Origin of the sequence: Ancylobacter sp. 3268 (genome assembly GCF_031456575.1) — a bacterium.
Lineage (GTDB): Bacteria > Pseudomonadota > Alphaproteobacteria > Rhizobiales > Xanthobacteraceae > Ancylobacter.
Window position 1 is genome coordinate 148998 of record NZ_JAVDUX010000001.1, and the last position, 25820, is coordinate 174817.

Annotated in this window: 26 protein-coding genes; 20 read left to right on the forward strand and 6 right to left on the reverse strand. The window is 68.3% G+C overall.

What is annotated here, in order from left to right; translation table 11 throughout:
• Positions 1-3 precede the first annotated feature (3 nt).
• The 11 genes from J2X65_RS00695 to J2X65_RS00745 all read left to right on the forward strand — a co-directional run bounded on the left by J2X65_RS00695 (position 4) and on the right by J2X65_RS00745 (position 12194).
• Complete coding sequence (locus J2X65_RS00695; protein WP_310196560.1) at positions 4-1239, forward strand: formylmethanofuran dehydrogenase; 1236 nt, start codon at positions 4-6, stop codon at positions 1237-1239.
• 89 nt (positions 1240-1328) lie between these two features.
• Positions 1329-2999 (forward strand): formylmethanofuran dehydrogenase subunit A, encoded by a 1671-nt coding sequence (locus tag J2X65_RS00700; RefSeq protein WP_310196562.1) that lies wholly within the window; start codon positions 1329-1331, stop codon positions 2997-2999.
• Between the two features lie 205 nt (positions 3000-3204).
• Positions 3205-4110: a formylmethanofuran--tetrahydromethanopterin N-formyltransferase gene (gene fhcD, locus J2X65_RS00705; protein WP_310196565.1), complete on the forward strand. Its 906-nt coding sequence runs from the start codon at positions 3205-3207 to the stop codon at positions 4108-4110.
• The gene (locus J2X65_RS00710) at positions 4107-4901 is read left to right on the forward strand and encodes a formylmethanofuran dehydrogenase subunit C (protein ID WP_310196568.1); all 795 of its coding nucleotides are present in this window, start codon (positions 4107-4109) and stop codon (positions 4899-4901) included. The genes fhcD and J2X65_RS00710 overlap by 4 nt, the downstream gene beginning before the upstream one ends.
• Before the next feature lie 209 nt (positions 4902-5110).
• The gene (locus J2X65_RS00715; protein ID WP_310196569.1) at positions 5111-5509 is read left to right on the forward strand and encodes a cytochrome c family protein; all 399 of its coding nucleotides are present in this window, start codon (positions 5111-5113) and stop codon (positions 5507-5509) included.
• 181 nt (positions 5510-5690) lie between these two features.
• The gene (locus tag J2X65_RS00720; RefSeq protein ID WP_310196572.1) at positions 5691-6680 is read left to right on the forward strand and encodes a quinoprotein relay system zinc metallohydrolase 2; all 990 of its coding nucleotides are present in this window, start codon (positions 5691-5693) and stop codon (positions 6678-6680) included.
• Positions 6681-7120: 440 nt separating this feature from the next.
• Entirely contained in the window at positions 7121-8926 is a 1806-nt protein-coding gene (gene xoxF5, locus J2X65_RS00725; protein WP_310196575.1) for a lanthanide-dependent methanol dehydrogenase XoxF5, read from the forward strand.
• Between the two features lie 289 nt (positions 8927-9215).
• Positions 9216-9797 (forward strand): c-type cytochrome, methanol metabolism-related, encoded by a 582-nt coding sequence (locus J2X65_RS00730; RefSeq protein ID WP_404977647.1) that lies wholly within the window; start codon positions 9216-9218, stop codon positions 9795-9797.
• 121 nt (positions 9798-9918) lie between these two features.
• Positions 9919-10716, forward strand: coding sequence for a substrate-binding domain-containing protein (locus J2X65_RS00735; protein ID WP_404977648.1), 798 nt, complete (start codon positions 9919-9921; stop codon positions 10714-10716).
• Positions 10713-11402, forward strand: a complete 690-nt coding sequence (locus J2X65_RS00740) for a PQQ-dependent catabolism-associated CXXCW motif protein (RefSeq protein ID WP_310196581.1) — start codon at positions 10713-10715, stop codon at positions 11400-11402. Before J2X65_RS00735 ends, J2X65_RS00740 begins: the two co-directional genes overlap by 4 nt.
• A 192-nt stretch (positions 11403-11594) precedes the next feature.
• Positions 11595-12194, forward strand: a complete 600-nt coding sequence (locus J2X65_RS00745) for an HXXEE domain-containing protein (protein ID WP_310196583.1) — start codon at positions 11595-11597, stop codon at positions 12192-12194.
• Between the two features lie 17 nt (positions 12195-12211).
• Here the strand turns inward: J2X65_RS00745 and J2X65_RS00750 are convergent, their stop codons facing one another.
• The 5 genes from J2X65_RS00750 to J2X65_RS00770 form a co-directional block, all read right to left on the reverse strand.
• Positions 12212-12862, reverse strand: a complete 651-nt coding sequence (locus J2X65_RS00750; RefSeq protein ID WP_310196586.1) for a hypothetical protein — start codon at positions 12860-12862, stop codon at positions 12212-12214.
• A 26-nt stretch (positions 12863-12888) separates the two neighbouring features.
• Positions 12889-13791 (reverse strand): ABC transporter permease, encoded by a 903-nt coding sequence (locus tag J2X65_RS00755; RefSeq protein ID WP_404977635.1) that lies wholly within the window; start codon positions 13789-13791, stop codon positions 12889-12891.
• Positions 13788-14597: an ABC transporter ATP-binding protein gene (locus J2X65_RS00760; protein ID WP_310196588.1), complete on the reverse strand. Its 810-nt coding sequence runs from the start codon at positions 14595-14597 to the stop codon at positions 13788-13790. The genes J2X65_RS00755 and J2X65_RS00760 overlap by 4 nt, the downstream gene beginning before the upstream one ends.
• Positions 14598-14775: 178 nt before the next feature.
• Positions 14776-15780, reverse strand: a complete 1005-nt coding sequence (locus J2X65_RS00765; RefSeq protein WP_310196591.1) for a PQQ-dependent catabolism-associated beta-propeller protein — start codon at positions 15778-15780, stop codon at positions 14776-14778.
• Between the two features lie 88 nt (positions 15781-15868).
• Complete coding sequence (locus J2X65_RS00770; protein WP_310196593.1) at positions 15869-17098, reverse strand: ABC transporter substrate-binding protein; 1230 nt, start codon at positions 17096-17098, stop codon at positions 15869-15871.
• 257 nt (positions 17099-17355) lie between these two features.
• Between J2X65_RS00770 and J2X65_RS00775 the strand changes: the two genes are divergently transcribed.
• The 4 genes from J2X65_RS00775 (at position 17356) to J2X65_RS00790 (ending at position 20501) form a co-directional block, all read left to right on the forward strand.
• On the forward strand, positions 17356-17919 hold the full coding sequence (locus tag J2X65_RS00775) for a DUF3280 domain-containing protein (RefSeq protein ID WP_310196596.1): 564 nt from the start codon (positions 17356-17358) through the stop codon (positions 17917-17919).
• Between the two features lie 11 nt (positions 17920-17930).
• Positions 17931-18959: a transporter substrate-binding domain-containing protein gene (locus J2X65_RS00780; RefSeq protein WP_310196599.1), complete on the forward strand. Its 1029-nt coding sequence runs from the start codon at positions 17931-17933 to the stop codon at positions 18957-18959.
• 85 nt (positions 18960-19044) lie between these two features.
• Complete coding sequence (locus J2X65_RS00785) at positions 19045-19770, forward strand: ABC transporter permease subunit (protein WP_310197377.1); 726 nt, start codon at positions 19045-19047, stop codon at positions 19768-19770.
• Entirely contained in the window at positions 19767-20501 is a 735-nt protein-coding gene (locus J2X65_RS00790) for an ABC transporter ATP-binding protein (RefSeq protein WP_310196603.1), read from the forward strand. The genes J2X65_RS00785 and J2X65_RS00790 overlap by 4 nt, the downstream gene beginning before the upstream one ends.
• A gap of 283 nt (positions 20502-20784) precedes the next feature.
• On the opposite strand, the gene fae is transcribed toward J2X65_RS00790, so the two are convergent.
• On the reverse strand, positions 20785-21291 hold the full coding sequence (gene fae / locus J2X65_RS00795; RefSeq protein ID WP_214009807.1) for a formaldehyde-activating enzyme: 507 nt from the start codon (positions 21289-21291) through the stop codon (positions 20785-20787).
• A 532-nt stretch (positions 21292-21823) separates the two neighbouring features.
• Between fae and J2X65_RS00800 the strand changes: the two genes are divergently transcribed.
• From J2X65_RS00800 to J2X65_RS00820, 5 genes are all read left to right on the forward strand, one after another.
• A complete protein-coding gene (locus J2X65_RS00800) occupies positions 21824-22033 on the forward strand; it encodes a hypothetical protein (RefSeq protein WP_310196607.1) in 210 nt (69 codons plus the stop codon).
• A 229-nt stretch (positions 22034-22262) separates the two neighbouring features.
• Positions 22263-22730: a hypothetical protein gene (locus J2X65_RS00805; RefSeq protein ID WP_404977636.1), complete on the forward strand. Its 468-nt coding sequence runs from the start codon at positions 22263-22265 to the stop codon at positions 22728-22730.
• A gap of 106 nt (positions 22731-22836) precedes the next feature.
• Positions 22837-23103 carry a histidine kinase gene (locus J2X65_RS00810; RefSeq protein WP_310196610.1) on the forward strand — a complete coding sequence of 89 codons (267 nt, stop codon included), beginning with the start codon at positions 22837-22839 and terminating at the stop codon, positions 23101-23103.
• Between the two features lie 119 nt (positions 23104-23222).
• Positions 23223-24953 (forward strand): HAMP domain-containing sensor histidine kinase, encoded by a 1731-nt coding sequence (locus tag J2X65_RS00815; protein WP_310196613.1) that lies wholly within the window; start codon positions 23223-23225, stop codon positions 24951-24953.
• Positions 24950-25651 (forward strand): response regulator transcription factor, encoded by a 702-nt coding sequence (locus J2X65_RS00820; RefSeq protein ID WP_310196616.1) that lies wholly within the window; start codon positions 24950-24952, stop codon positions 25649-25651. Before J2X65_RS00815 ends, J2X65_RS00820 begins: the two co-directional genes overlap by 4 nt.
• The last annotated feature ends 169 nt before the right edge of the window (positions 25652-25820 follow it).

The window sequence follows — 25820 nt, forward strand, 5'->3', positions numbered from 1 at the left end:
GCGATGAACGGTGAAATCGGTGCGGGTGCTCCGCTTGTTGTGAAGGACGTGGTCTGCGGCTTCTGCGGGCTCGGCTGCGACGATCTGGCGGTCGAGGTGACGGGGCGCGAGGTGCGGCCGGCGGCTTCGGTCTGCCCGGAGGCGGCGCGTCTTCTACGGCGTCTCGATACCGGCGCCGGCACCGGTCCGGCGTCCGGTGAGGTGTATGATCGTGCCAGAACCCTGCTCGCATCGGCGCGGGCGCCGGTGTTCGCCGGTCTCGGCGCCGATATCGAAGGTGGCCGCGCCCTGCTCGACCTCGCCACCCGCACCGGCGGCGTGCTGGACCACGCGGCCTCCGCAGGGTTGTTTGCCAACTATGCGGCGGTGCAGCGCACCGGCTGGCTGGCGACGACCCTGGCGGAGATTCGCAACCGCTGCGACGTGCTGCTGGTGATCGGCGAGGATCCCACCGCGGCTTTCGGCCGCTTCTTCGAGCGGGCCTTGCCGCGCGAGGCGCTGTTCGCGGCCGCCCGCCATGTGATCATCCTCGGCGGTGCCCTGGGCGCACAGGCTCGCCGGCAGCTCGGCACCGCCCGGGTGACGGAACTGGCGGCCGGGGACCCGGTCGCGGCGCTGTCGGCCCTCGCGCAGCTGGTGGCCGGCCCGCCGCCGCGCGGCTCCTCCTTCGGCGGGGTGGCGGCGGAGGCGCTGGCGGAAGCGGCGGCGGCGCTCAAAGGCGCGGCCTATGCGGTGGCGACCTGGAACGCCGCGTCGCTCGATCGGGCGGACCTGGTGGCGGAGCGGGCGACGCGGCTCATCGACGCGCTGAACGCAACGACGCGGGGAGGGGTGTTCCCGCTGGGCGGCCGCGACAACATCATCGGGATCAACCAGCTACTGCTGTGGCGGCTCGGCTATCCGCTGCGCACGGCAATACGCGGCGAGGGGTCCGAGCACGATCCGGCGCTCTACGCCACCGCGGCGGCGCTGGAGGATGCCGACCTCATGATCTGGGTATCGGCGTTCCGGCCGGAGCCGCCGCCGGCATTCGACGGGCCGGTGATCGTCATCGGCCATCCGGATACCGAATTCGCCACGCCGCCGGATGTGTTCATCCCGGTCGGCACGCCGGGTGTTGACCACGCCGGTACCGTGTTCAGAATGGATTCAATTGTGAGCCTGCCGCTCGGCGCCTTGCGCGTCGCGACGCTCCCCAGCGTCGCCGAGGCTGTGCGCCGGCTGGTGCCCGCCCGCTAGGGGTAGGTCCCGGCCGTTCAACCGAGAGTTCCGCTTTCCGTCCGGCGTCCGCGCCGGCGGGGCAGGGACTCCGAGCGGGAGGGGACGACATGCGTATCAGGCTGAGAGGCGGGCGGGTGCTCGACCCGGCGAACGGCGAGAACGCCGTGGCGCGCGACGTCGAGATTCTCGACGGGCGCGTCGTCGCGGCGACGCGCGAGAAGGCCGATGCCGACTACGATCTCGGCGGCGCCATCGTGATGGCCGGAGGTATCGACCTGCACAGCCACATCGCCGGCGGCAAGATGAACCTCGCCCGCCTGCTGATGCAGGAGGACCGGCGGGCCTATCCCGAGCCGGCCCTGCCGCAGCTTTCCGGCGGCTTTTGCGGCTGCGGCGGCGGGCGGGCGGTGCCGACCGCCCATGCCACGGGCTGCCGTTATGCCGAACTCGGCTACACCACGGTGTTCGAGCCGGCGATGCTGGGCGCCAATGCCCGCGCTGCGCATCTGGAGATGGCCGACATCCCCAATCTCGACACCGGCGCCTATCTGGTGCTCGGCAATGACGACTTCATCCTGCGGCTGATCGCGGCCGGCGCGCCGCAGGAGGAGATCAACGCCTATGTCGGCTGGATGCTGAAGGCGACGCAGGCCTTCGCCATCAAGATCGTCAATCCCGGCGGCATCAACGCCTTCAAGTTCAATGCCCGCTCGCTCAATCTCGACGAGCAGAACCCGCATTACCCGGTGACGCCGCGCAACGTGCTGACCACGCTGATCCGCGCGGTGACCGAACTCGGCGTGCCGCATCCGATCCATCTGCATGGCTGCAATCTCGGCGTGCCGGGTAATGACGAGACGACGCTCGCCACCATCGCCGCCACCGAGGGACGGCGGCTGCATCTGACGCATCTGCAGTTCCACTCCTACGGCACCGAGGGCGACCGGCGATTCTCTTCCTCGGCGGCGCGCATCGCCGCGATGGTGAACGCCAACCCGAACATCTCGGTGGATGTCGGGCAGGTGATGTTCGGCCAGACGGTGACCGCCTCGGCCGACTACATGGCGCAATATCGCAATCGCGGCTTCGCCTCGCCGAAGAAGTCGATCGGCATGGACATCGAGCTCGATGCCGGCTGCGGCGTGGTGCCGTTCGAATATCGCGACAAGAACTTCGTCAACGCGCTGCAATGGGCGATCGGGCTGGAACTGTTCCTGCTGGTGGAGGACCCGTGGCGGATCTTCCTGACCACCGATCACCCCAATGGCGGGCCGTTCACCACCTATCCGCACCTCATCCGGCTGCTGATGGACCGCGACTTCCGCAACGCCCAGCTGGCGACGCTGAACAAGGCGGCGCAGGCGCACACGCTGCTGGCGCAGATCACCCGCGAATATTCGCTGGAGGAGATCGCCATCCTGACGCGGGCCGCGCCGGCGCGCATCCTCGGGCTGACCGACAAGGGGCATCTGGCGCCGGGCGCGGTGGCCGATATCGCGGTGCATGATGAGGATGCCGACCGCGAGGCGATGTTCTCCAAGGCGCGGCTGGTGTTCAAGGATGGCCGGCTGATCGTGAAGGACGGCGAGGTCGTCGATCTGGCGCCGGGCACCACCCATGTGGTGCGCACCGATGTCGACAGCGCGATCGAGGGCAAGCTCGACGCCTGGTTCGACCAGACGGTGGGGCTGAAGGCCAAGCATTTCGCCATCGCCGATGGCGAGCTTCGCGGCGGGCGCGGGCCGAGCGTGCTGAGCTGCGTGGGAGGTGCGTCGTGAGGACCTCCACAGCGGCGTGGCCCCTCACCCCAGCCCTCTCCCCGACGGGGAGAGGGAGCAGGGCGCCCGGCTGCATGAAGGCCGGTAATCTCGGCTTGTGCGCCTCCTTCACCTCTCCCCGCCGGGGAGAGGTCGCCGCGCAGCGGCGGGTGAGGGGGGAGGTCGGTGGCAATTTTCCTTGCAAGGCCGGCCGGAGGCCCAATCGATGATCATCAACGGCGTCGAGATCCGCGACAGTTTTGCCGAAGCCTTCCCGATGGTGGGTACGCGGCTGATCATCACCGCCGACACGCCGGACTGGGCGATGACGGCGGCACGCGTCACCACCGGCTTCGCCACCTCGGTGATCGGCTGCGGCTGCGAGGCCGGGGTGGAACGGGTGATCGCGCCCGAGGACACGCCGGACGGGCGGCCGGGGGTGGCGATCCTGATTTTCGCCATGGATTTCAAGGGGCTGAAGACCGTGGTGCCGCTGCGGCTCGGCCAATGCATCCTCACCTGCCCGACCACCGCCTGCTATGCCGGCGTCGAGGGCGGCAAGCGGGTGCCGCTGGCCAAGACCATCCGCTACTTCGCCGACGGCTACCAGATTTCCAAGAAGTTCGGTGACGAACGCTTCTGGCGCCTGCCGGTGATGGATGGCGAGTTCGTCTGCGACGAGGACACCGGTTCGGTGGAGGGCGTCGGCGGCGGCAACATCCTGATTCTCGCCCGCTCGCGGCCACAGGCGCTCGCCGCCGCCGAGCAGGCGGTGAAGGCGATGAGCGCGGTGAAGGGCGTCATCCTGCCCTTTCCCGGCGGGGTGGTGCGCTCCGGCTCCAAGGTCGGCTCGAAATACAAGGCGCTGTTCGCCTCCAGCAACGATGCCTATTGCCCGACCCTGCGCGGCGTGGCGGCCTCGGCGTTGCCCGAGGAGGTCGGCAGCGTGATGGAGATCGTCATCGACGGGGTGAGCTTCGACGCGGTGGCCGCGGCGACGAAGGCCGGCATCGAGGCGGTGTGCGCGGTCGGCAGCGCCGGCGGGGTGGTGGCGATCGATGCCGGCAATTACGGCGGCAATCTCGGCCCGTTCCACTTCAGGCTACGCGACATCATGGGAGGCGGCGCATGAGTATCGTGCTGCGGCTGAAGACGCCGCTCGCCGCGCGGCTCGACCTCGGTGGGCTGACGCCCTCCGCCCTCGCCGGCAAGGCGCCGGGCGAGGTGGAGGCGATCGAATGCCCCTATGGCGGGCGTCTGGTGGCGCTGGGCGAGCTGTTCGCCGTGCGCGCCGGCGGCGAGGGGCGGCTGGTCATCGAGGCCGGCGACGCCCGGCTCGACGGCGTCGGCGCCGGCATGGACGCCGGCGAGATCGTCGTCGAGGGGGCGGTCGGCGCCCATGCCGGGCGCGGCATGGCCGGCGGAGTGCTGCGAATCGCCGGTGACGCCGGCGACGAGCTGGCGGCCGGCATGACCGGCGGGCGGATCGAGCTCGGCGGCAATGCCGGGGCGCGGCTGGGCGCGGCGCCTTCCGGCGCGCGGCGCGGCATGGCGGGCGGCGCCGTGGTAATCCGCGGCAATGCCGGCGCGCGCGCCGGCGAGCGGCAGCGCGGCGGGCTGATCCTTGTCGAGGGCGCCGTCGGTGCCGAGGCGGCGACCGACATGATCGCCGGCACGCTGGCGGTGGCCGGCGGGTTCGGCCCGGGGGCGGGGCGGGGCATGAAGCGCGGCACGCTGATCGTGCGCGCGGAGCCCGCCCTCGCCGAGGGATTCGCCGATACCGGCACCCATGATCTGGTGGCGCTGCGGCTGATGGCCCGCCGCGTTCCCGACCTCGCGACGCTGATCGGCACCGCCGTCCGGGCGCGCCGGCTGGTCGGCGACCGGCTCCAGGGCGGGCTGGGCGAGGTGCTGGTGCTCTAGGAATCGCCGCCGCATCCACCTGCGTGACGCCGTGCCGCACCTAGGCGCAACCGGCTGACGGAGGGATATGCGGCGAATTGTCGAGTGCCTGCCGGCGACATGAACCATCCTTAGTCTAGGATCGTTCCAGGCAAGGCGCTAAGCTGCAACCGGGTCAAGTGCCGCATCTGACGGCGCCGTTCAATGACAAGCACTTAGGAAGGAATCCGATGAACCGTCTTCTCGCCGCTGCCGCCCTTGTCGCCCTCGGCTCCACCGCCGCGCTCGCCGATGGCGACGCCACAAAGGGCGCCAATGTTTTCAAGAAATGCATGGCCTGCCATGCGGTGGGAGAGGGCGCCAAGAACAAGGTGGGCCCGGAGCTGAACGGCATCATCGGCCGCAAGATGGGCGCGGTGGAAGGGTTCAACTACTCCGACACGCTCAAGGAGCACGGCGCCAAGGGCGACACCTGGACCGCCGAGCAGCTGAGCACCTATCTCGCCAATCCGCGCCAGGCGATGCCAGGGGTGAAGATGGTGTTTGCCGGCCTGCCGAAGGAAGACGATCGCAACGACCTGATCGCCTATCTCTCGCAGTTCGACGCCAGCGGCGCCAAGAAGCCCTGAGCCCGGCCGCCCCGATCGGCGCTGCCGCTGGGGCTCACGCCTTGAAGCCGTGAGGGCGGCCCCCGATCCGCTGGCCGCCCGATCTTCCGGCGCCGGCCTGCCGGACCGGAGGGCCGGCACCCGTGGATGGGCCTCCCGGATCGGGCGCGCGAGGAGGACAGGGAGGCGAGGTGGCAGGCCGATGGCCACGGTGTTTCCGCCGAGGTTTGGTGCGCCGAACCGCCGCACCGCGCTCGCCTTCGGGGCGTTCGCGGCCGGCGGCATCGTCGCGGGCGGGCTGCCGCTGACCTGCGGCTGCGCCTTCGCCGCGCCGGCCGTGGACATGTCCCTTGAAGAGGTCGCGGCCGGGGTCTTCGTCCACCGTGCCCCCTATGAGCTGTTGGCGCCGGACAATGATGGCGCCATCGCCAATGTCGGCCTTGTCGTCGGCGACGAGGCGGCGGCGGTGATCGACACCGGCAACAGCCATATCGCCGGCGCGCGGCTGCGCGAGGCGGCGCGGCGCGTCACCGACCGGCCGCTGCGCTATGTCATCAACACCCACATGCATCCCGACCATGTGCTCGGCAATTCCGCCTTTGAGGCGGAGGGCGTGCAATTCGTCGGTCACCGCAAATTGCCGCGGGCGCTTTCCATGCGGGCCGAGACCTATCTCGCCCAGGTGAAGCGCCTGCTCGGCCCGGCGGCGGAGGGCACGCGGATCGTGCTGCCGGAGCTGCTGGTGGAGAGCCGGCTCACCATCGATCTCGGCGGCCGGGCGCTCGAACTCGAGGCCCACCCGACCGCCCATACCGACAACGACCTGACGATTCGCGATTCGGCGAGCGGCATCTGGTTCCTCGGCGACCTGCTGTTCGTCGGCCATGTCCCGACGCTCGACGGCAGCCTGAAAGGCTGGCTGACGGTACTCGACGATCTCGCCGCCCGCCCGGCGGCCCGCGCCGTGCCTGGCCACGGGCCGGCCGGCGTCGACTGGCCGGCGGCGGCGGCGGCCGAGCGTCGGTATCTCCAGGTGCTGCGCACCGACGTGCGGCGCTTCATCGCAGATGGTGTCCCGATGGGGGATGCCGCCGAGCGGGCAGGGCAATCGGAGCGGCGCTCCTGGGCACTGTTCGACGCGTTCAACGCCCGCAATGCCATTGCTGCCTATCACGAATTCGAGTGGGAGTGAGCCGGCTTGCGGCGCGCCGGCGCGGACGAGCGCATTGCGGGGTCTGGATTTCCCGCGGAATCGATCGAAATCGATGGAAAATTCAAGTATTCCTCTCTGGTATACAGTACATCAATTCGCAGATGCAGCATAAGATAAGCGCCTGCAGCAAAATCATAATAAGAGAGTTTTGGCGGCGCGGTTCTTATTGCGCGTTGTTCAAAATCGGTCTAGGGTCATGACATCTCCGGCTTCAATGAATTTTCGGGGCCCAAAACCTCGAAATTCACTTCGTAGGCCAGCTTGGGGCGAGGGCCCCCGTGATTTCCGGCTGTTCTCCTCCCAGTCGGTCGTGACACGCTGTCGGAGACGAACGTAAAACGAGAATAATAAACCGATCGCAGCTCGGCTGAAGACAAGCCCCTGTGGCCGGAGGAACGCGTTGAGGAGGAGATTTACGCATGCGCAAGCTCGCCTGTGCGGCGCTGCTGTTGGGTGTTGCCGTCTATGCTTGGCCTGCCGCGGCCAATGACGGACTGACGAAGATCATTAAGGACCCCAAGCAGTGGGGTATTCAGACCGGTGATTACGCCAACACCCGGTATTCCAAGCTCGATCAGATCAATGCCGGCAATGTCGGCAAGATGCAGGTGGCGTGGAGCTTCTCCACCGGCGTGCTGCGCGGTCACGAAGGTGGCCCGCTGGTGATCGGCGACGTGATGTACGTCCACACGCCGTTTCCGAACATCGTCTATGCGCTCGATCTCAATGATGACGGCAAGATCCTCTGGAAATACGAGCCCAAGCAGGATCCCAACGTCATCCCGGTGATGTGCTGCGACACGGTCAACCGTGGTCTGGCCTTCTCCGACGGCATGATCTACCTGCACCAGGCGGACACCACGCTGGTGGCGCTCGATGCCAAGACCGGCGAGAAGAAGTGGTCGGTGGTGAATGGCGATCCCAAGAAGGGCGAGACCAACACCGCCACCGTCATGCCGGTGAAGGACAAGGTCATCGTCGGTATTTCCGGTGGTGAATTCGGCGTGCGCTGCCACGTGACCGCCTATGACAGCAAGACCGGCAAGCAGGTGTGGCGCGGCTATTCCATGGGCCCCGACAACGAGATGCTGGTGGACCCCCAGAAGACCACGGCGCTCGGCAAGCCTGTTGGCCCCGACTCGTCGCTGAAGAGCTGGGAAGGCGACCAGTGGAAGATCGGCGGCGGCTGCACCTGGGGCTGGTATTCCTACGATCCCGAGACCAACCTCGTCTATTACGGCTCGGGCAACCCCTCCACCTGGAACCCGAAGCAGCGCCCCGGCGACAACAAGTGGTCGATGACCATCTGGGCGCGTGACGCCGACACCGGCATGGCCAAGTGGGTCTACCAGATGACCCCCCACGACGAGTGGGACTATGACGGCGTGAACGAGATGATCCTCACGGATCAGCAGTTCAACGGCGCGCCGCGCAAGCTGCTCACCCACTTCGACCGCAACGGCTTCGGCTACACGCTGGACCGCGTGACCGGCGAGCTCCTGGTTGCCGAGAAGTATGACCCGGCGGTCAACTGGGCCACCAAGGTCGACATGGACAAGAACAGCCCGACCTATGGTCGCCCGCTGGTCGTTGCCCAGTATTCGACCGAGCAGAATGGCGAAGACGTGAACTCGAAGGGCATCTGCCCGGCGGCGCTCGGCACCAAGGACCAGCAGCCGGCGGCGTTCTCGCCCAAGACCAACCTCTTCTACGTGCCGACCAACCATGTCTGCATGGACTACGAGCCGTTCCGCGTCAGCTATACTGCGGGCCAGCCCTATGTCGGTGCGACCCTGTCGATGTTCCCGGCTCCCAACAGCCATGGCGGCATGGGCAACTTCATCGCCTGGGACAACACCAAGGGCAAGATCGTCTGGTCGCTGAAGGAACCGTTCTCGGTGTGGTCGGGTGCGCTCGCCACTGCCGGCGACGTGGTCTTCTACGGCACGCTGGAAGGCTACCTGAAGGCGGTCGATTCCAAGACGGGCAAGGAACTGTACAAGTTCAAGACCCCGTCGGGCATCATCGGCAACGTCACCACCTATGAGCACAAGGGCAAGCAGTACATCGCCGTGCTCTCCGGTGTCGGCGGCTGGGCGGGCATCGGCCTTGCGGCCGGCCTGACCGATCCGAATGCCGGCCTCGGCGCCGTGGGCGGCTATGCCGCGCTGAGCAGCTACACCAATCTGGGTGGCCAGCTCACCGTGTTCGCCCTTCCCAACTGATGGAGTGCGCCGTCCCTTCGCGGGGCGGCGCCTCTGACCCGACTGACGGCAACGGGGCCTGGCCATCGTCGAAGCGATGTGCCGGGCCCCGGCGTCTCGGGTGCTCGAATCTTATTAGATATTTAGAATCATCCCAGGTCGTGTGCCGGCCGCCGTCCGCATCACGGCACATTCCGCCCCTCCATTCTGGCCTGGTGCCTTCGGGAGTGACTCCATGACGAATTACGCTTTCGGACGGTCGAACCCCAGCCCGGCGCAGGCGCGCCCTGTCGGGTTCAAGCCGTCCGCGCTGCTGGCCAACGGCCTGCTGGTCACGAGCCTTGCGCTCACCTGCCTCGTGCTGCCGCCCGCCGGCGCCGTGGCGCAGGAACAGCCCGCCGCGGCCAACACCGTCGGCACCGCGCCCGATGGCTCCAAGACCCATGGCGGCCAGGAGGCGACCAAGGACGACATGGGCAAATACACCTTGCCCGACGGCACGCCGACCTACCGCATCGCTCCCGACGGCACGATGGACTGGTACACCTATTCCGGCTATCGCCGCTATCACGCCGAATGCCATGTCTGCCACGGCCCCGACGGCATGGGCTCGACCTACGCGCCGGCACTGGCCAACTCGCTGAAGACGCTGAGCTACGAGCAGTTCACCGAGATCGTAGTGAACGGCAAGAAGACGGTCGGCGTCGGCACGGCGGACCAGGTGATGCCGGCCTTCGGCGAGAACCTCAACGTCATGTGCTACCTCGACGACCTCTACATCTATCTCAAGGCCCGCGCCGACGGGGCGCTCGATCGCACGCGCCCCAGCAAGCGCGAGGACAAGACGAAGGCCTATGGCGACAATGAGAACCAGTGCTTTGGCCGGAAATAGCCCGGCGATGCGCGCCACCGGCCGGGCATACCGCGCCGGTGGCCGGACGTACCGCGCCAGCGGCCGGATATACCGCGCCAGCGGCGCCAGGGCGGCAGCACTTGCGGGCCTCGTCCTCGCCATGCTGCTGCCGGGCGCGACGCGGCCGGCGCTGGCGCAGGTCTCCGACCTCGTCGACCGCTCGACGCTGAGGGTGTGCGCCGATCCGGCCAACATGCCCTTCACCGACGAGAAGGGCGAGGGCTTTGAAAACCGGATCGCCGAGCTTCTCGCCAAGAAGCTCAACGTTCCGCTCGACTACACCTGGTTCCCGCAGGCCACCGGCTTCTACCGCATGACGCTCGGCATGAAGCGCTGCGACATCGTCATGGGCTATGTCGCCGGCGGCGACCCGGTGCTCAACACCAATCCCTATTACCGCTCCGCCTGGGTGCTGATCACCCGCAAGGGCGGGCCGCTCGACGGGGTGGACACGCTGGCCGACCCGCGCCTCAAGGGGCTGCATATCGGCGTCATCGCCGGCTCGCCGCCCGGCGACCATCTGCAGCGGAACGGGCTGATGGGCTTTGCCCGGCCCTATGCGCTGATGGTCGACCGCCGCTACGAAAATCCGGCCGAGCAGATGATCGCCGACGTCAATGCCGGCACCATCGATGCCGGCATATTGTGGGGGCCGATCGGCGGCTATTACGCCCGAAGGTCCGAGAGTCCGCTGACCGTGGTGCCGCTCACCAAGGAGCGCGGCGACCCGCAGATGGTCTACCGTATCACCTTCGGCATCCGCCCCGGCGAGCTGAACTGGAAGCACCAGCTCAACGAGTTCATCACGGCCGAGCAGCCGGAGATCAACCGCATCCTGCTGGATTTCGGCGTGCCGCTGCTGGATGAGCGCAACCAGCCGATCGAGGCCGGCAAATGACCGTGCGTGCGGCCCGGGAAGAGGAGCCGGCCCGCGCGCCGGCATCGCTTCCCGGCTGCCTGTTTCCCCGCTCGCCGATGGTGCGGATCGCCTGGCTGGGCATGGCTGGGCTGGCGGTGGCGCTTATCGCCTTCACCCCTGCCAAGGCGCAGAATCCGGCCGGCCCGGCGCCGGTCGTGCCGGCAGACGGGCAGAAGAGCGGATCGGCAGAGGTTGCCGAGCCGGAAGGCTATCGCATGGATGCCTACCGGGCGCCGACCCCGGCGACGCTGAAGGGCGCCCGGGTGATCGACACCAGCGAGGCGGAGCGACTGTGGCGGGCGAAGGCGGCGCTGTTCGTCGACGTGCTGCCGCGCGACATCAAGCCGGCCAATCTCGCCCCCGGCACCGTCTGGCGCGACAAGCCGCGCAACCATCTGCCCGGCAGCGCCTGGCTGCCCAATGTCGGCTATGGCGCGCTGAGCGAACCGGCGGATAGCTATTTCCGCCGCAACCTGGAGGCGCTGACGGCCGGTCGTCGCGCCGCGCCGCTGGTGTTCTACTGCCTCACCGATTGCTGGATGTCGTGGAACGCCGCCAAGCGGGCGATGGCCTATGGCTATTCCGACGTCGCCTGGTATCCGCAGGGCAGCGATGGCTGGGCCAAGGCCGGCCTGCCGCTGGAAAAGGCCACGCCGCTCGAATGAGCGGGCCCGGCCGGGCCGGAGCCGCTGGCTTTGCCCCGCGAGCCGGTGCTTTTCATCTCCCTCCACCGCGCTAGACTGGGCCGTCCGTGGAACGGATCGACGGCGCGACTATGAAGCGCGGCTTGAGGCGCCCGGCCGGCGGGCGGGGCCGCGGGCGGGATATCGCCGGGCGGGCAAGGTGTGGGGCTGCGCATGAATCGGCAACTCGGCGGCTTTGTCGTCATCGCCTGGCTGGCGCGCCACTGGGTGGCCGGGGCCGGCTTCATGGCCGCCGCGCTGCTGGCGCTGGCACCGGCGCTGGCGCACGGGCTCGATCTGCCGGTGCTGCTGATCCTGCTGCACAGCCCGGTCTACATGGTGCATCAGGTGGAGGAGCATGCCGGCGACCGCTTCCGCCGCTTCGTCAACGACCGGCTGCTGCACGGGCGGGATGGGCTGAGCGTCGCGGCGGTGCTGGTCGTCAATCTGCCGCTGGTGTGGGGGGTGAACCTCGCCGCCTTCTACGCGGCCGTCCTGTGCGGTCCGGCGGCCGGGCTGGTGGCGCCCTATGCGGTGCTGGTCAACGGCGTCATCCACCTGGGGGCCGCCCTGCGGCTGCGCGCCTACAATCCCGGTCTCGCCACCGCCGTCCTGCTGTTCCTGCCGCTGGGCCTCGCGACGCTGGCGGCGGTCGAGGCGCCGGCGGGGGCGCATCTGTTCGGGCTGGGCTTGGCGGTGCTGCTGCACGCGCTCATCGTCCTGTATATCGGCTGGCGCCTTGCCTCCCGCCGGGGCCGGATCGTCTCCGGCTGACCGGCGGGCGTGCCGCCTCAATCCATCTGCGCGCGTATCGCCCGGGCGAGGGCGAAGGCGCGCTGCTCGAGGATGACCGGGCTCTCGCACACCGCCGTCACCGCCTGGGTGCGGGTGTCGTAGATGCGGGTATCCCACAGCAGCTGCTTCTCGGCATCGGCCGCCTTGGCCTTGTCCGCCTCGCTGGTGGCCGCCTTCTTCAGCCGGGCGAGCTCGAGGCTTTCCTGCCGGATACGGTCGGAAAGGTCGATCTGATGCTTCGAATAGCGCTCGATGCCGGTGAGGATGCGCGAGCGCAGGCTGTTGATCTGGTCGAACACGCCGGCGAAGAGCAGCGTCAGCCGGGCGTCCTTGTCGGCGCCGGCCTGCTTGGCGAAGGCCTCGACCTTGGCGTCGGCCTCCTCGATCGGGGTGCGGCGGGCGGCGAGCACCGGCACCAGCTCGGCCACGCCCGCATCGGCGCGCCAGTCGAGCCCGTCTATCGCCGGGCCGTCCCACATCTGCGCCGCGGCGAGGCTGGCGACGCGCGGCTGGATGCACGGCCACAAGCCGGCGGGGCTGGCAGCCTGGGCCGCCGGGATGGCGGCGAGGAGGAAGGCGGCGGCGGCGAGGCCGGCGCGCAGGGACGGGGAAGGCATTCCCTTCAGGGGCATCCGCGTCGAATTCATGGGCGTCTCCCGGACATTCATTCTTGTCATTTGGCGGCTTCCGGTCCGCCGCGGCGGGCCATCAGTCCGGCAGAAGGATCATAGGCGACAATGGCGGCGAGAAGGAATGCGACCGCGCAGCCCGCCACGACGAGTGCCGAGAACGGCTCGAACTGGCCGTAAAGCGCGAAGCGGATCAGTTCCACCGCGTAGGTGAACGGATTGAACAGACAGACATAGTACAGCGGCAGGCTGCTCTCCTGCACCTTCCACAGCGGGTAGAGCGCCGAGGAGGTGAAGAACATCGGGAAGATGACGAAGTTCATCACGCTGGCGAAGTTCTCCAGCTGCCGGAACAGCGACGACATCAAAAGCCCCATCGCCCCGAGCATCAGCCCGGAGAGCAGCAGCGCGGGCAGCACGGTGAGATAGCCGATGGGCGGTGCCTCGACCTCCCAGAACCAGGCAATGGCGAGGAAGGCATAGGCCTGCAGCAGCGACACGCCGATGCCGGCGACCAGTTTCGACAACAGCAGGAACCAGCGCGGATAGGGGCTGACCAAGAGGATGCGCATCGCCCCGACCTCGCGGTCATAGACCATGGACAGCGAGGATTGCAGCCCGTTGAACAGCTGGATCATCGCCACCAGCCCCGGCGCCACATAGACCTCGTAGAGGATATAGGTCTCGTAGGGCGGGATGATCGACACGCCGAGCACCGAGCGGAAGCCGGCGGCGAAGATGAACAGCCACACCAGCGGGCGCACCAGAGCGGAGAGGAAGCGGCCGCGCTGGTTGAGGAAGCGCAGCGCCTCGCGCCAGCAGATGCCGGCCATGCAGATCGCATAGCCGGAAAGCGGCAGGCGGGCGCGGGTGGCGATGCGTGCCGGCGCCGCGGAGGAGGGCAGGCGCGCAGGCGTTTCGGAGGGGGAGCCGGGCGTGGAATTCATGCTTGTCCCTCGCGCCGCTCGGCCTCTTCGCTCGCGCTGGTGAGCGCGAGGAAGGCGGCGGGAATATCCGGCGCCCGCCCGGCCGCCAGCACCTCCGCATGCGCGCCCTGCGCCCGCACGCGGCCCTGGTGCAGGACCACGATCCGGTCGCCGGCCTCGATCTCCTCGATGATGTGGGTGGCCCACAGCACGCCGATGCCCTCGCGGGCGATGAGGCGTCTCACCTCGGCGACCAGCGCCGCGCGCGAGCCGATATCGAGCCCCACCGTCGGCTCGTCGAGCAGCAGCAGTTCCGGCCGGTGCATCAGCGCGCGGGCGATCTCGACCCGGCGCATCTGGCCGCCGGAAAGCTGGCGCACCTTGTCGCGGGCACGGTCGGCAAGGCCGACGCTCTCCAGCACGTCCAGCACCTGCCGCCTGGCCCGGCCGAAGCCGATGCCGTGCAGCGTCGCGTGATAGACGAGGTTCTGCGTCACGGTGAGGTCGAGATCGAGGGTGCGGGCCTGGAACACCACGCCGAGGCGCGACAAGGCGGCCGCCGGCTCGCGGCGCACATCGTGCCCCAGCACCCGGATCGACCCGCTGCGGTTGTCGTAGAGCCGGGTGATCAGCGAGAACAGCGTGGTCTTGCCGGCGCCGTTGGGCCCCAGCAGAGCGGTGAAGCTGCCGCGCGGCACCGTCAGGCTGACATCGTCCAGCGCCTTGCGCGTGCCGAAGGCGTGGGTCACGCCTTCTACCGCCAACGCCGGCGGCGCCCCGGCGGGAGAGGGCGGATCGCGCGGGGCGGGGATGGCGAGGTCGATCATTCCGGCATGTTCCGCTGCGGAAGGGGGCAGGTTCCAAACGATCATCCCCGGCGCATGCCGGGGATGAGAAGGGGCGGCGGCCCGCCCGGGCTTCGTCCTGCGGCTCGTGCCGTGGTCTCGCCGATTCCTGCGTGGGCGGGAGGCGAAAGGCCCGCTTTGCCGGGCCGGTCCGGCGGCGCTACGGCACCACCACGGCCCCCCAGGGCGAGCGCCCGACCGCGACCGACTTCGTCACCTTCTCGCTGGCGACATCGATGATCGAGATGTCGTTGGAATTGCCGTTGGTGGAGATCAGCAGCTTTTCGTCCGGTGTGAAGGCGAGCTGCCAGACGCGCTGGCCGACCAGCATGTATTTCTCCACCTCCAGCGTGCCGGTGTCCACCACCGCGACGCGGTTGGCCGGGCCGAGAGCGACGAAGGCCTTCTTGCCATCCTTGGTGATTCGCACCCCGACCGGCTGGATGGCATCCTTGTTCACGCCGGGAATGTCGAAGGAGATCTTCTTGACGATCTTCCAGGTCGCCGGATCGATCACTGCCACGGTGCCGCCCACCTCGGCCGAGACCCAGAGCTGCTTGCCGTCCTTGCGGAACTCGGCGATGCGCGGGCGGGAATCGACCAGGATGTTCTCGATCACCTCATTGGTCTTGGTATCGACCACATGCGCCATGTTGGTGGTCTCGGACGTGTTGACCATGTAGCGCCCGTCCGGGCTGACGCCCATGCCCTCCGGCTCGACGCCGACCGGGATCTCGGCGATCAGCTCGTTGTTCTCCACATTGACGACGGTGACCATGTTGTCGTCTTCATTGGCGATGTAGAGCGGGTTGCCGGAGGGGGCCAGCACGAACAGCTCCGGATCCGGGCCCGAGCGCAGCGTCTTCACCAGCTTGAACGTGTTGGAATCATAGACCTCGACGCGGTTGTCGTCGGAGGCGGCGACATAGATCAGCTTGCCGTCCGGGCTGGCGGTGATGCCGCGCGGCCGGCGGCCGGTCTTGATGGTCTCGATGACCTTCAGGCTGCCCATGTCGACGACGCTGACCGTGTGGTCGCGTTCGTTCGAGATGAAGGCGCGCGGAGAGGTTTGCGCCGATTGCGCCTGCGCCGGCAGGGTCTCCCCCAGCACCATCAGTCCCGCCATCGTGGCGAGGCCGGCGCTCAGCAAGTTACGGCGTGTCATCGTTTCCTCCTTTGGGCGGCGGGCGCTCTCGACGGCGCCTCGTCCTGCGGTTCTTCAGTTGAAGGCGAAGACCGGCCGAGCCGCGGTCTCAGTTGAACGTGCACTTGCTCTCGGGCTGGTCGAAGCCGAGCGTATCCAGCGGCGTGCGCTGGTGCAGATAGGCCTGCTGCGGCGACAGGGTGACGGTGTTGGTGGCGTGGGTGAGCAGGATCGGCTGGCGAAGCTGGTGGTCCCAGGGGCGGAAGCTCGCCGCCACGCCCTTGAACACCGGCAGGTCGTATTCCGGCGACAGGATCTGCGCGCGGATCTTCTCCACCTCGCTGGAGCGGGTCTTCATGCCGGCCGAGGCGATGGAGAACACCCCCTCCCACATCTGGAAATCCAGCGGCAGCATCATCCGCTGGTGCTGCTTGAAGAAGCGGCTCTGCAGCTGCGAGGCGCCCCAGTTCTCCATGGTCGGGTGCCAGGAAAGCGACATCAGCCCCTGGGTGCCGGCGGTCGGGCGGGCGAGCCAGGTGTTATAGGGCAGGATGTCGCCGAACTCGCCCTGTTCGTCGGCGATGATGAGGATGTCGTACTCGCCGACCTGGGTGGCGCGCGGCACTTCCGACTGCGCGGTGGCGCGGGCATCCGGCCCGTAGTCCCACACCTTCTCGGCGACGATCTTGGCGCCGAACTTCCGCGCCGAATTGCGCACCGCCTCGGCATAAAGCTTGTCGCCGTCGGTGCGGCCGACGAACAGGAACCAGTTGCGCCAGCGCTTGGTCATCAGGAACTGCGCCAGCGCATCGGTGAGCATGCCGCGGTTGGGGGCGACGTGGAACACATTGGCGCGGCAATCGGCCTGGCGCAGGCTGTCGTCCGGCGCGCCGACATTGACCAGCAGCACGTCCTTGGCCTTCAGCGCGTCGGCGATGCGCAGCAACTGATCGGCCGGGACGTCGAGCAGGATGTAGTTGTTGCCGGCGTCGACCAGCTTCTGCGCCGCCGGGAGGGGATCGCCTTCGGTCGGTACCACCTCGGTGGCGAGCGTATAATCGAGCTTGAGGAAGCGCCCGGAGGTGAGGGCGTCGCGAATGCCAAGCTCGGCGCCGGCGACGCCGAGATTTTCCGGCGGGGCGGTGAGCGGGGCGATCCACGGCGGCTGCGGCGGGATCTGCCGGACGAGACCGATGCGGAAGGTCTGGGAGGCGGGAATGGCGGCCGCCGGCTTCGGCGCGGCGGGCACGGGCGCCTCCTGCTGTGCCGCGGCGGGCAGGGGCAGGCCCGCCATCGCCAGCACGGCGACGGCCGTCGCGGCGTGGACCATCCGTCTCATGAGCGTCCGTCCCGTATTATGCTGGCCGGGCGTTCGAGCGCCTGACCTTTGGTTATGTTTGAAAGAAGACTACCAAACACATCGCAGTCTTCAACAGTTTAAGTTCCATAAGAAATTAATAAGCGGGAAGTTTTTCCGTTCTCTACTAGGAAGTTTAACGACGGCCTGACGGAAAAGTGAAGCGGATGTCTTGCCGCCGGTCGGCGCCGGGATATGATCGCCGCGACAACAGGCGCAGCAGAACGGGAGGTCGCCCGATGACCCGTCAACGACCATCCGGCCGTCGCCGCGGATGGCACCTCGTCACACCGGCAGCGGCGGCCGTCGCTCTCCTGCCCTTCCTGTTCGCCGCCGGACCAGCCGCCGCGGCAACCCGCGTGGCGGTGTTCGGCTTCGAACTGCTCGACACCAGCGGCGAGGCCGGCCCGGGCGGGCCGAAGCCGGCGGAGCAGCACCGGCTCGACCTCATCACCGGGGAGGTGCGCCAGCGCCTCGCCGCCGCCGGCTACGAGGTGATCGACCTGGCCCCCCAGGCGGCGCGTATCGAGGAGGCGACGCCGTTCCGCAACTGCAACAGCTGCGAGCTGCCGATCGCCCGCGCGCTCGGGGCGCAGATCGAAGTGATCGGGCTGGTGCAGAAGGTGTCGAACCTCATCCTGAACATCAATTTCCAGCTGCGCGACGTCGAGACCGGCAAGGTGCTGCGCGCCGGCAGCGCCGATATCCGCAACAACACCGATGAATCCTGGCTGCGGGGCATCTCCTATCTGGTACGCAACCGGCTGCTGGATCCGCCGCTGACCGGAAAGGCGGCGCCGTGAGGAGTGCAGGCATGACGGGCGAAGGCAGCCACAGGGAAGGCCTGCGACCGAACCGTCGCGCCGTGCTGGCGGCTCCGCTGCTGCTGGCGCTGGCGCTGGCGCCGCGGGAGAGCCACGCCGCCGAGGCGCCGCTGCGGATCGGCTCGCTGAAGTTCGGCACCCTCAACTGGCTCACCGAGACCATCCGCGCCGAAGGACTGGCCACGCGCGAAGGACTGAGCTTCGAATCCATCGACTTCGCCGGCGGGCAGGCGACCACGGTCGCCTTGCAGGCCGGCGATATCGACCTGATCGTCAGCGACTGGCTGTGGGCGATGCGCCGCCGCCAGGAGGGCGAGGATTTCCGCTTCGCGCCGTTCTCCACCGCGCTCGGCGCGCTGATGGTGGCATCGGGCGGCCCGGTGCGCACCGTCGCCGACCTGAAGGGCCGCAGGCTCGGCGTCGCCGGCGGAGCGCTGGACAAGAGCTGGCTGCTTTTGCGCGCCTATGCCCAGCAGACCGCGGGAATCGACCTCGCCAAGGACGCCGAGTCGGTCTACGGCGCGCCGCCGCTGATCAACCAGCAATTGTCGCTGGGGCGGATCGATGCGGCGCTCACCTTCTGGCCGTTTGCCGCCCGGCTGGACGCACAGGGCTTCGCTCGGCTGCTCGACATGAAGGAGGTGGTGGCCGGGCTCGGCATCGCACCGCCGCCGCCGCTGGTCGGCTTCGTCTGGCGCGAGCGTATCGCCGCGACCAAGGGCGCGCAGATCGCCGCCTTCTTTCGTGCCGCGGCGGCGGCGAACCGCCTGCTCGCCGGCTCCGATGCCGCGGCGACCCATGCGTGGGAGCGGCTGCGCCCGCTGATGCAGGCGGCGGACACGGCAGAGTTCGACAAGCTGCGGGACTATTACCGCGCCGGCATTCCCGGAGCCTTCGACACGGCGGACGTGGCTGCCTGCGCCAAGCTCTATGACGTGCTGGCGCGGGTCGGAGGGGCCGAGTTGGTGGGGCCGAAGCCCGGTTTCGATCCCCGCCTGTTCGCGTTGTCGAAGGGCTGAGGCCGTGGCCTTCCTGCGCAGCGGCACCGCGACCGCCGGTGGCTCCGGCGGCGAGGCCACCCGTTCCGGCCTCGCCGGCTTGACGATGACGCTGATCTCGCTGGCGCTGCTGGCGCTCGCCTGGCAGGCGGCGGCGTGGCTGGTCGCCTCGCCGCTGCTGCCGGGCCCGCCCGAGGTCGCCGCGGCGCTGGTGCGCGCCAGCGCCGACTTCGCCCTGCCGCGCAACATCCTGATCACGCTGGGACGGGTGGCGGCGAGCTTCCTCATCGCCATGGTGGTGGGCGCGGCGATCGGCATCGTGCTCGGCCGTTCCAAGGCGCTCGACCGGGTGTTCGGGCCGTGGCTGATCGTGCTGTTGAACCTGCCGGCGCTGGTGGTGATCATCCTCTGCTATGTCTGGTTCGGCCTCACCGAGGCGGCGGCGATCACCGCGGTGGCGGTGAACAAGATCCCCAATGTCGCGGTGACGCTGCGCGAGGGCGCGGCGGCGTTGTCGCGCGAGCTCGACGAGATGGCGCTGGTGTATCGCTTCGGGCCGCTGCGCACGCTGCGCCATGTGGTGCTGCCGCAACTGGCGCCGTTCTTCGCCGCCGCCGCCCGCTCCGGCCTCGCGCTCACCTGGAAGATCGTGCTGGTGGTGGAACTGCTCGGCCGCTCCAACGGCGTCGGCTTCGAGTTGCAGACGGCGTTCCAACTGTTCGACGTCGCCACCGTGCTCGCCTATGCGCTGGCCTTCACCCTGGTGGTGCAGATCATCGAACTGCTGCTGCTCCAGCCGCTGGAACGCCGCGCCGGCCGGTGGCGCCGGTGACCGGCATCGCCATCGACATCGGCGAGAAGCGTTTCCCGGCGGCGGCCGGCGCGCCCTCGCGGCTGATCTACCGGGATTTCCGGCTGGAGGTGGCGCCGTTCGCCTTCGTGGTGCTGCTGGCGCCCTCCGGCCTCGGCAAGACGACGCTGCTCAACATGGTCGCCGGCCTCGACCGGGATTTTTCCGGCACCATCCGATTCCGGCCGGCGGCCGGCACGGCCACCCGTCCCGAGGGACCACGCCTCGCCTATGCCTTCCAGAGCCCGCGGCTGCTGCCGTGGCGCAGCGTCGTGGACAATGTCGCGCTGCCGCTCGGGCGTGACCCGGCGGCCATGGAGAAGGCGCTGGCGATGTTGCGGCAGGTCGGGCTCGAGGAGCAGGCGCACGCCTTTCCCGAGCGGTTGTCGCTCGGCCAGCAGCGGCGGGCGGCGTTGGCGCGGGCCTTCGTCATCGATCCCGACGTGCTGCTGATGGACGAGCCCTTCGTCTCGCTCGACGAGGCCGGCGCGGCGCGGCTGCGCGACCTGCTGCGCCGGCTGCTGGCGCAGCGTCCGGCGACGGTGATGTTCGTCACCCATGACAGCCGGGAGGCGGTGGAACTCGGCTCGCGGATCGTGCGGCTCGACGGAGTGCCGGCGCAAATCGTCGCCGATGTCGCGGTGGAACTGAGCCCGCAGGAGCGCCGCTCGCCCGACGCCGTCGAGGCCCTGCGCCGGCAGGTGGTGGGCTGAGAAGACCGCAGCGGGTGCCGGACTGTGGAGAGTTTCTCCTGACATTTCAGGTGAAATATGGAAGTTTATTCATTGATCCATAAATGAAAAAGACCCGAGGCGGTGACCTCGGGTCTCGGGAGTTGGCGGTCGCCGAAGCGGCATCGCCGCTTCGGTCTGCACGAGCACGAGAACGGACGCGCCGATCTCACTTGTCGAGGAAGATTGCCGCCAACCGCTGAAGCAGGCCCTTCGGCAAAGGTGCCGCGGGCGGTGGTATTTTCTGCTCCGGGTTGCTTCCGATCTAAGCCGCGAAGGGGTGCTTGGCGCTGGCAGCGCCGGCGACGACCTCTTTCACCGTGGGCTGGCCGTTGATGGCGCGGGCGAGCGCCTCCTTGGTGGCCTGGTAGTTGTACTGCTGGATCTTGGCGTCGTCAGCGGCTTCCCAGTGGATGAACACGCCGACCGAGATGAACAGGTCGTCGGCTTCTTCCTCGGGGATGACACCCTCGGCGACGCTGTCCACCACCGCCTTGGCGACGGCGTACTGGGCGGGGCCGAACATCTGGACGGCCTGGCGGGCGTCCTTGATGGTGACCTTGTTGAACAGGATGGTGTTCGGCTTGGCCAGCAGGTTGGGGGTCACCACCGCGAGCAGCGAGGTGAAGCCATCCTTGTTGTTGGTGAGTGCGTTGACGAAGGCACTTTCCGCCGCGCTGCCGCGCGGGCCGATGATCAGGTCGATGTGGGCCACTTCATTGCCGTCGCCGACAAGCGATTCACCGATCAGAACCTTGTTGATCTTGGCCATCTTAATCCTCCCAAACGGGGTTGCTCATCAAAAGGGCGGGGTGCCCCTCTCCGATGTCCCGGCTATCTTTGTTGCAGCGTTTGAAACACCAAACCGGTTGGCCCGATAGCACGACCACACAGGTATGAGACTAGTTCCGCTTCGCGACTCCCCGCAAGGGGGACGACGTTGCAATCGCTGCTTTTGCGACGGTTTCGCGCCGCTCCCGACGAGGTTTCGCCGCGGCCGGGCGAAGAGAGCGGCTCACTCGCGACCATCGGCCGCGCATTTCGGCCGTGATCAGCCTTTAGTCATGAGCGGATCGGCCGCGCCCAATCCTTGACCGGTCCCCGACCGGACGGGATCGGGCCCGGACGGGGCGGCATGGCCGGGGCCGCATCGGCGGCACGCATGAGCGGACCGGGACGCCGGGCGTGGACAATATGGCGCAGGTCGCCGAAGGAGGCGTTCATCTGGCATGCCGCTTGCTGGCAGAGGGACGTCTAAGGGGAAACGCTCGGGTAGCTCAGGTCCACACTCAAAGGGTCCCGCTATGGAGCTCATTTTATCTATCTGCCTGATCGCCTCGCCCGGCGTGTGCAAGGAAGAAGCCGTGTCCTTGAACGTCGAGCAAGTGTCGCTCCCCACCCAGTGCATGATGGGCGCCCAGCCCGTAATCGCCGAATGGTCGGAAACCCACCCCAAATGGCGGGTGACCAAATGGCGCTGCGGTCGTCCGGGCGCGGCCGGCAAGGACATCTGACGCGAAGACTTCACTCCACCCGGTGCCCCGGCGCCGGGAGGAGTGGCGCGCCTTCCCTCGGGCCTGTTTCCGGCGGCCCGTCAAAATCATAAAATATTCATAAGAATCAATGTCCTAGACAGGAAGAGCTGCCGCACATAGGTTTCCTGACGGGAAGAAATCCCGGCTCGGATTGCCGTTGCCGCCTGGCGATGGCGTCAAAGCCAAAGATAATGTCAGGAGGAAACCTATGAGGGACGGGCATCGCCGCCGCGTCGGTACGGGCTTGATTCTCGCCACCTTGCTGGGCGCCGCCGCCGCCCTGTTGCCAGCCGGCACCGGCGTGCAGGCGGGGGATCTCGCCAAGGGCCGGCAGGAACTGCCGGAGATCGTGCTGGGCGATACCAACGGCAACGACTTCGCCGTGCCGGTGAAGGACATCACCATGGAAGGCGGCAAATCCTACCGCCTCAACGTGACGTCGAATGGCGGCAAGGAATACAAATTCATGGCGCCGGAATTCTTCCGGAACGTCTGGATGAACCAGATCGTCATCAACCATCTCGAAATCCATCCCTATGGCGCGCCGCACCACATCGAGTTCGACGATGCGGGCACCATCGCCCTGGAATTCGTGCCGATCCGCACCGGCACCTTCGAATGGTGGATCGAGGGACTGAAGGACAAGGGCATGCACGGCACGCTGACGGTGAAGTAGCCGCGGGTGCGGTGACCGCGCCGACACGTTCCATCACTTCCGCTTGCCGCCACTTCCGCTTGAGCAATGAAAGCGCCGGCACAGACCGGCGATCGGGGAGGATACCATGCAGAGATTCACGCGCAGCGCCGCCGGAGCCCTATTGGCGGCGGCGTTCGGCCTCGGGCTGACGCTGCCGGCTTCGGCCGACGAGGCCAAGGATTGCACCGCCGGCATCGCGCTGCTCAAGGCCGAGGCGGCCAAGAACCCGCCCAAGGCCACGCTCGACAAGATCAACAAGGCGCTCAAGGGCGCCGAGCGCGAGCTCGGCGAAAAGGAATATGACGAGTGCCTCGACTTCGTGAACGACGGCAAGAAGGCCGTGAAGAGCTGAGGCGGCCAGCCCGGATGAGGCGAAGGCGCACGTGCTGCGTCGCAGCGTGCGTTGCCTCGCCGGACATGAAATCATCGGGACTCTTCGCAAGAGGAGCGTCGATCCGGGAAGCCGCCTGAATGCTGCGCCTGTCTTTCTTTCCGCTGCGGAAACGTCTTGCCGCGCTGCGCGGACGGATGTCCTCGCTGCGCGCGCGGATGGCGCTGCTGCTCGCGGTGGCGGTGCTGGTGACGGCGGTCTCCGCCGCCTCGCTGGTGACGGCGCTCGGCGTCGTCAATGCCGAGGTCGACCGGCTGGTTTCCGCCCAGCAGCGGCTGGAGCTGCTCTCCGGCCTCTCCGGCCGCATCGGCGATTATGCGCTGGTGGCCCTGCAGGCGGCGCAGGCGCCGGACGGCCTCGGCAACCTGCCGGCGGCGGGCGACCGCGCGCGCGAAGCCTTCCGCCGCTTCGAGACCGCGCTGGGCGAGGAGGTGGCGCGGCTGACCGACGAGGAGCAGCGCACCCTGATGGCCGCCCGCAGCCGCACCATTGCGCGCCTCAGGGCACAGTTCGAGATGCTGGATCAGCGGGTGAAGGTGGCGATGATCACGCCGCAGCGCGCCGTCGGCGTGCGCCTCGCCCTCGACGTGTTCGCCGCCGGATTCGGCGCGCCGCTCGGCCAGGCGATCGAGGAAGAGCGCGCCAGCGCCCAGGCGGCGCAGGAGGCGGTGCGCGCGTTGCGCGCCCGGACCCTGCGCTGGGGCATCGCCAGTGTCGTGTTCGCGCTCGCGCTGGCGGCATTGATCTATCACCGGCTCGGACGCTCGCTCATCCGCCGCGTGGCCGACGTCTCCGCCGCCGCCGCCGCGGTGGCGCGCGGGCGCACCGATACGCGCCTGACGGTAACCGGCCATGACGAGCTCAGCCTCGCCATGGCGCGCTTCAACCGGATGGCGACGCAACTGGCCCGCCGCGAGGCCCGCCTCGTCGCCGACCAGCAGCGCCTGCAGGAGATCATCGACGCGCGCACCGCCGAACTGCGTGCCGCCAATCAACGGCTGGAAAATGTCGACCAGGCGCGCCGGCGCTTCTTCACCGATGTGAGTCACGAATTGCGTACCCCGCTGACCGTCATTCTCGGCGAGGCCGAGGTCACGCTGCGCCCGGCGGCCCCCCGGCCCGACGACATGCGCACGGCGCTGCTGGTGATCCAGGCGCGGGCGCGCCGGCTGCACCGGCGGGTCGAGGACCTGTTGCGCATCGCCCGTTCCGAGACCGGGCAGATCGAGCTCGAGCGCCTGCCGGTCTCGGTGGCCGATCTGTTTGCCGAGGTGGCCGAGAGCATGCGGCCGGTCGCGGCGGCCCGCCGGCTGACGCTGGAGAGCGGGGCGGCGGCGGGATTGACCGTGCAAGCCGACCGCGAATGGCTGCGGCAGGTGATCGAGGGGCTGGTGGCCAATGCGGTACGGCATTCGTTTCCCGGCGGATCGATTCGGCTGGACGCGGCCGTGGGGGCCGGCGAGGTTGTTCTGCGGGTGCGGGACCAGGGCGAGGGGATCCCCCGCGACGAGCTGCCGCACGTCTTCGAACGCTTCTGGCGCGGCGCGCGTGGCGGCGGCGAAGGCAGCGGCTTCGGCATCGGTCTCGCACTTGCGAAATGGGTCGTGGAGCGGCATGGCGGCACCATCGCCATCGAGGGCGCCGGCGGCGCCCCGGAGGGCGATCCGCATGCCGACGGCGAGGCGTCACCGCTGGCGCCGTCGTCGCCGGAGGCCGGGAGCGCTGGCGCCGGCGGCGATCTTCCGGGTACCTGCGTCGCCATCCGCCTGCCCGCCGTCCTGCCGCATGTCACGCTGGAGCCTGCCCAATGACTATCCTGATCGTCGAGGACGATGCCGATATCGGCTCCCTGCTGCGGCGGGGCTTCGCCTCGGAGGGCTACCAGGTGGAACTGGTGGGCGATGGCGACCTGGCGCTGCGCGCCGCCAATGGCAAGGTGCCGGAGGCGATCATTCTCGACGTGATGCTGCCGGGCCGCTCCGGCATCGAGGTCTGCAAGGCGTTGCGGGCCGCCGGCCAGACGGCGCCGATCATCATGCTTTCCGCCCGCTCCAGCGTGAACGAGCGTACCGAGGGACTGCTCGCGGGGGCGGACGACTACATCATCAAGCCCTTCGCCTTCGAGGAACTGCTGGCGCGGGTGAAGGTGCAGGCGCTGCGACGCAGCTCCGGCGAGGAGGAGGTGCGGGTGCTGACCGCTGGTCCGCTGACGCTCGATCTCGACGTGCGGCAGGTCCAGGCGGGGGAGGCGCGGGTGCGGCTGACCGAGCGCGAAGTGGAGCTCCTCGCCCTGCTGATGCGCCATGAGGGCGAGCCGCTCGCCCGCGCCGACATCTTCGCCGCGCTGTGGGCCGGCCATGGCGGCGCGTCGCTCAACGTCGTCGACGTCTATGTCGGCTATCTCCGGCACAAGCTCGGCGAGGTCATGGCCAGCGGCGAGCAACTCATCGTGACGGTGCGGGGACGCGGCTTCATGTTCGATCCCAGATCGGAGCTCACGCCCGGCTGATCATCACCTTGATGTCGAATGTGCTGCGTTGCAATGCGTCTGGTATACAGTCGACCCAAGAATAATTCCGGACCTGTTCTTGACGTTGAATGTCGGAGTGATCAGAGTAATATTGTCGTCGTCGCAGTAGGATGTGACGAATGCCTCTTATAAACTTCTTATGAAAGTA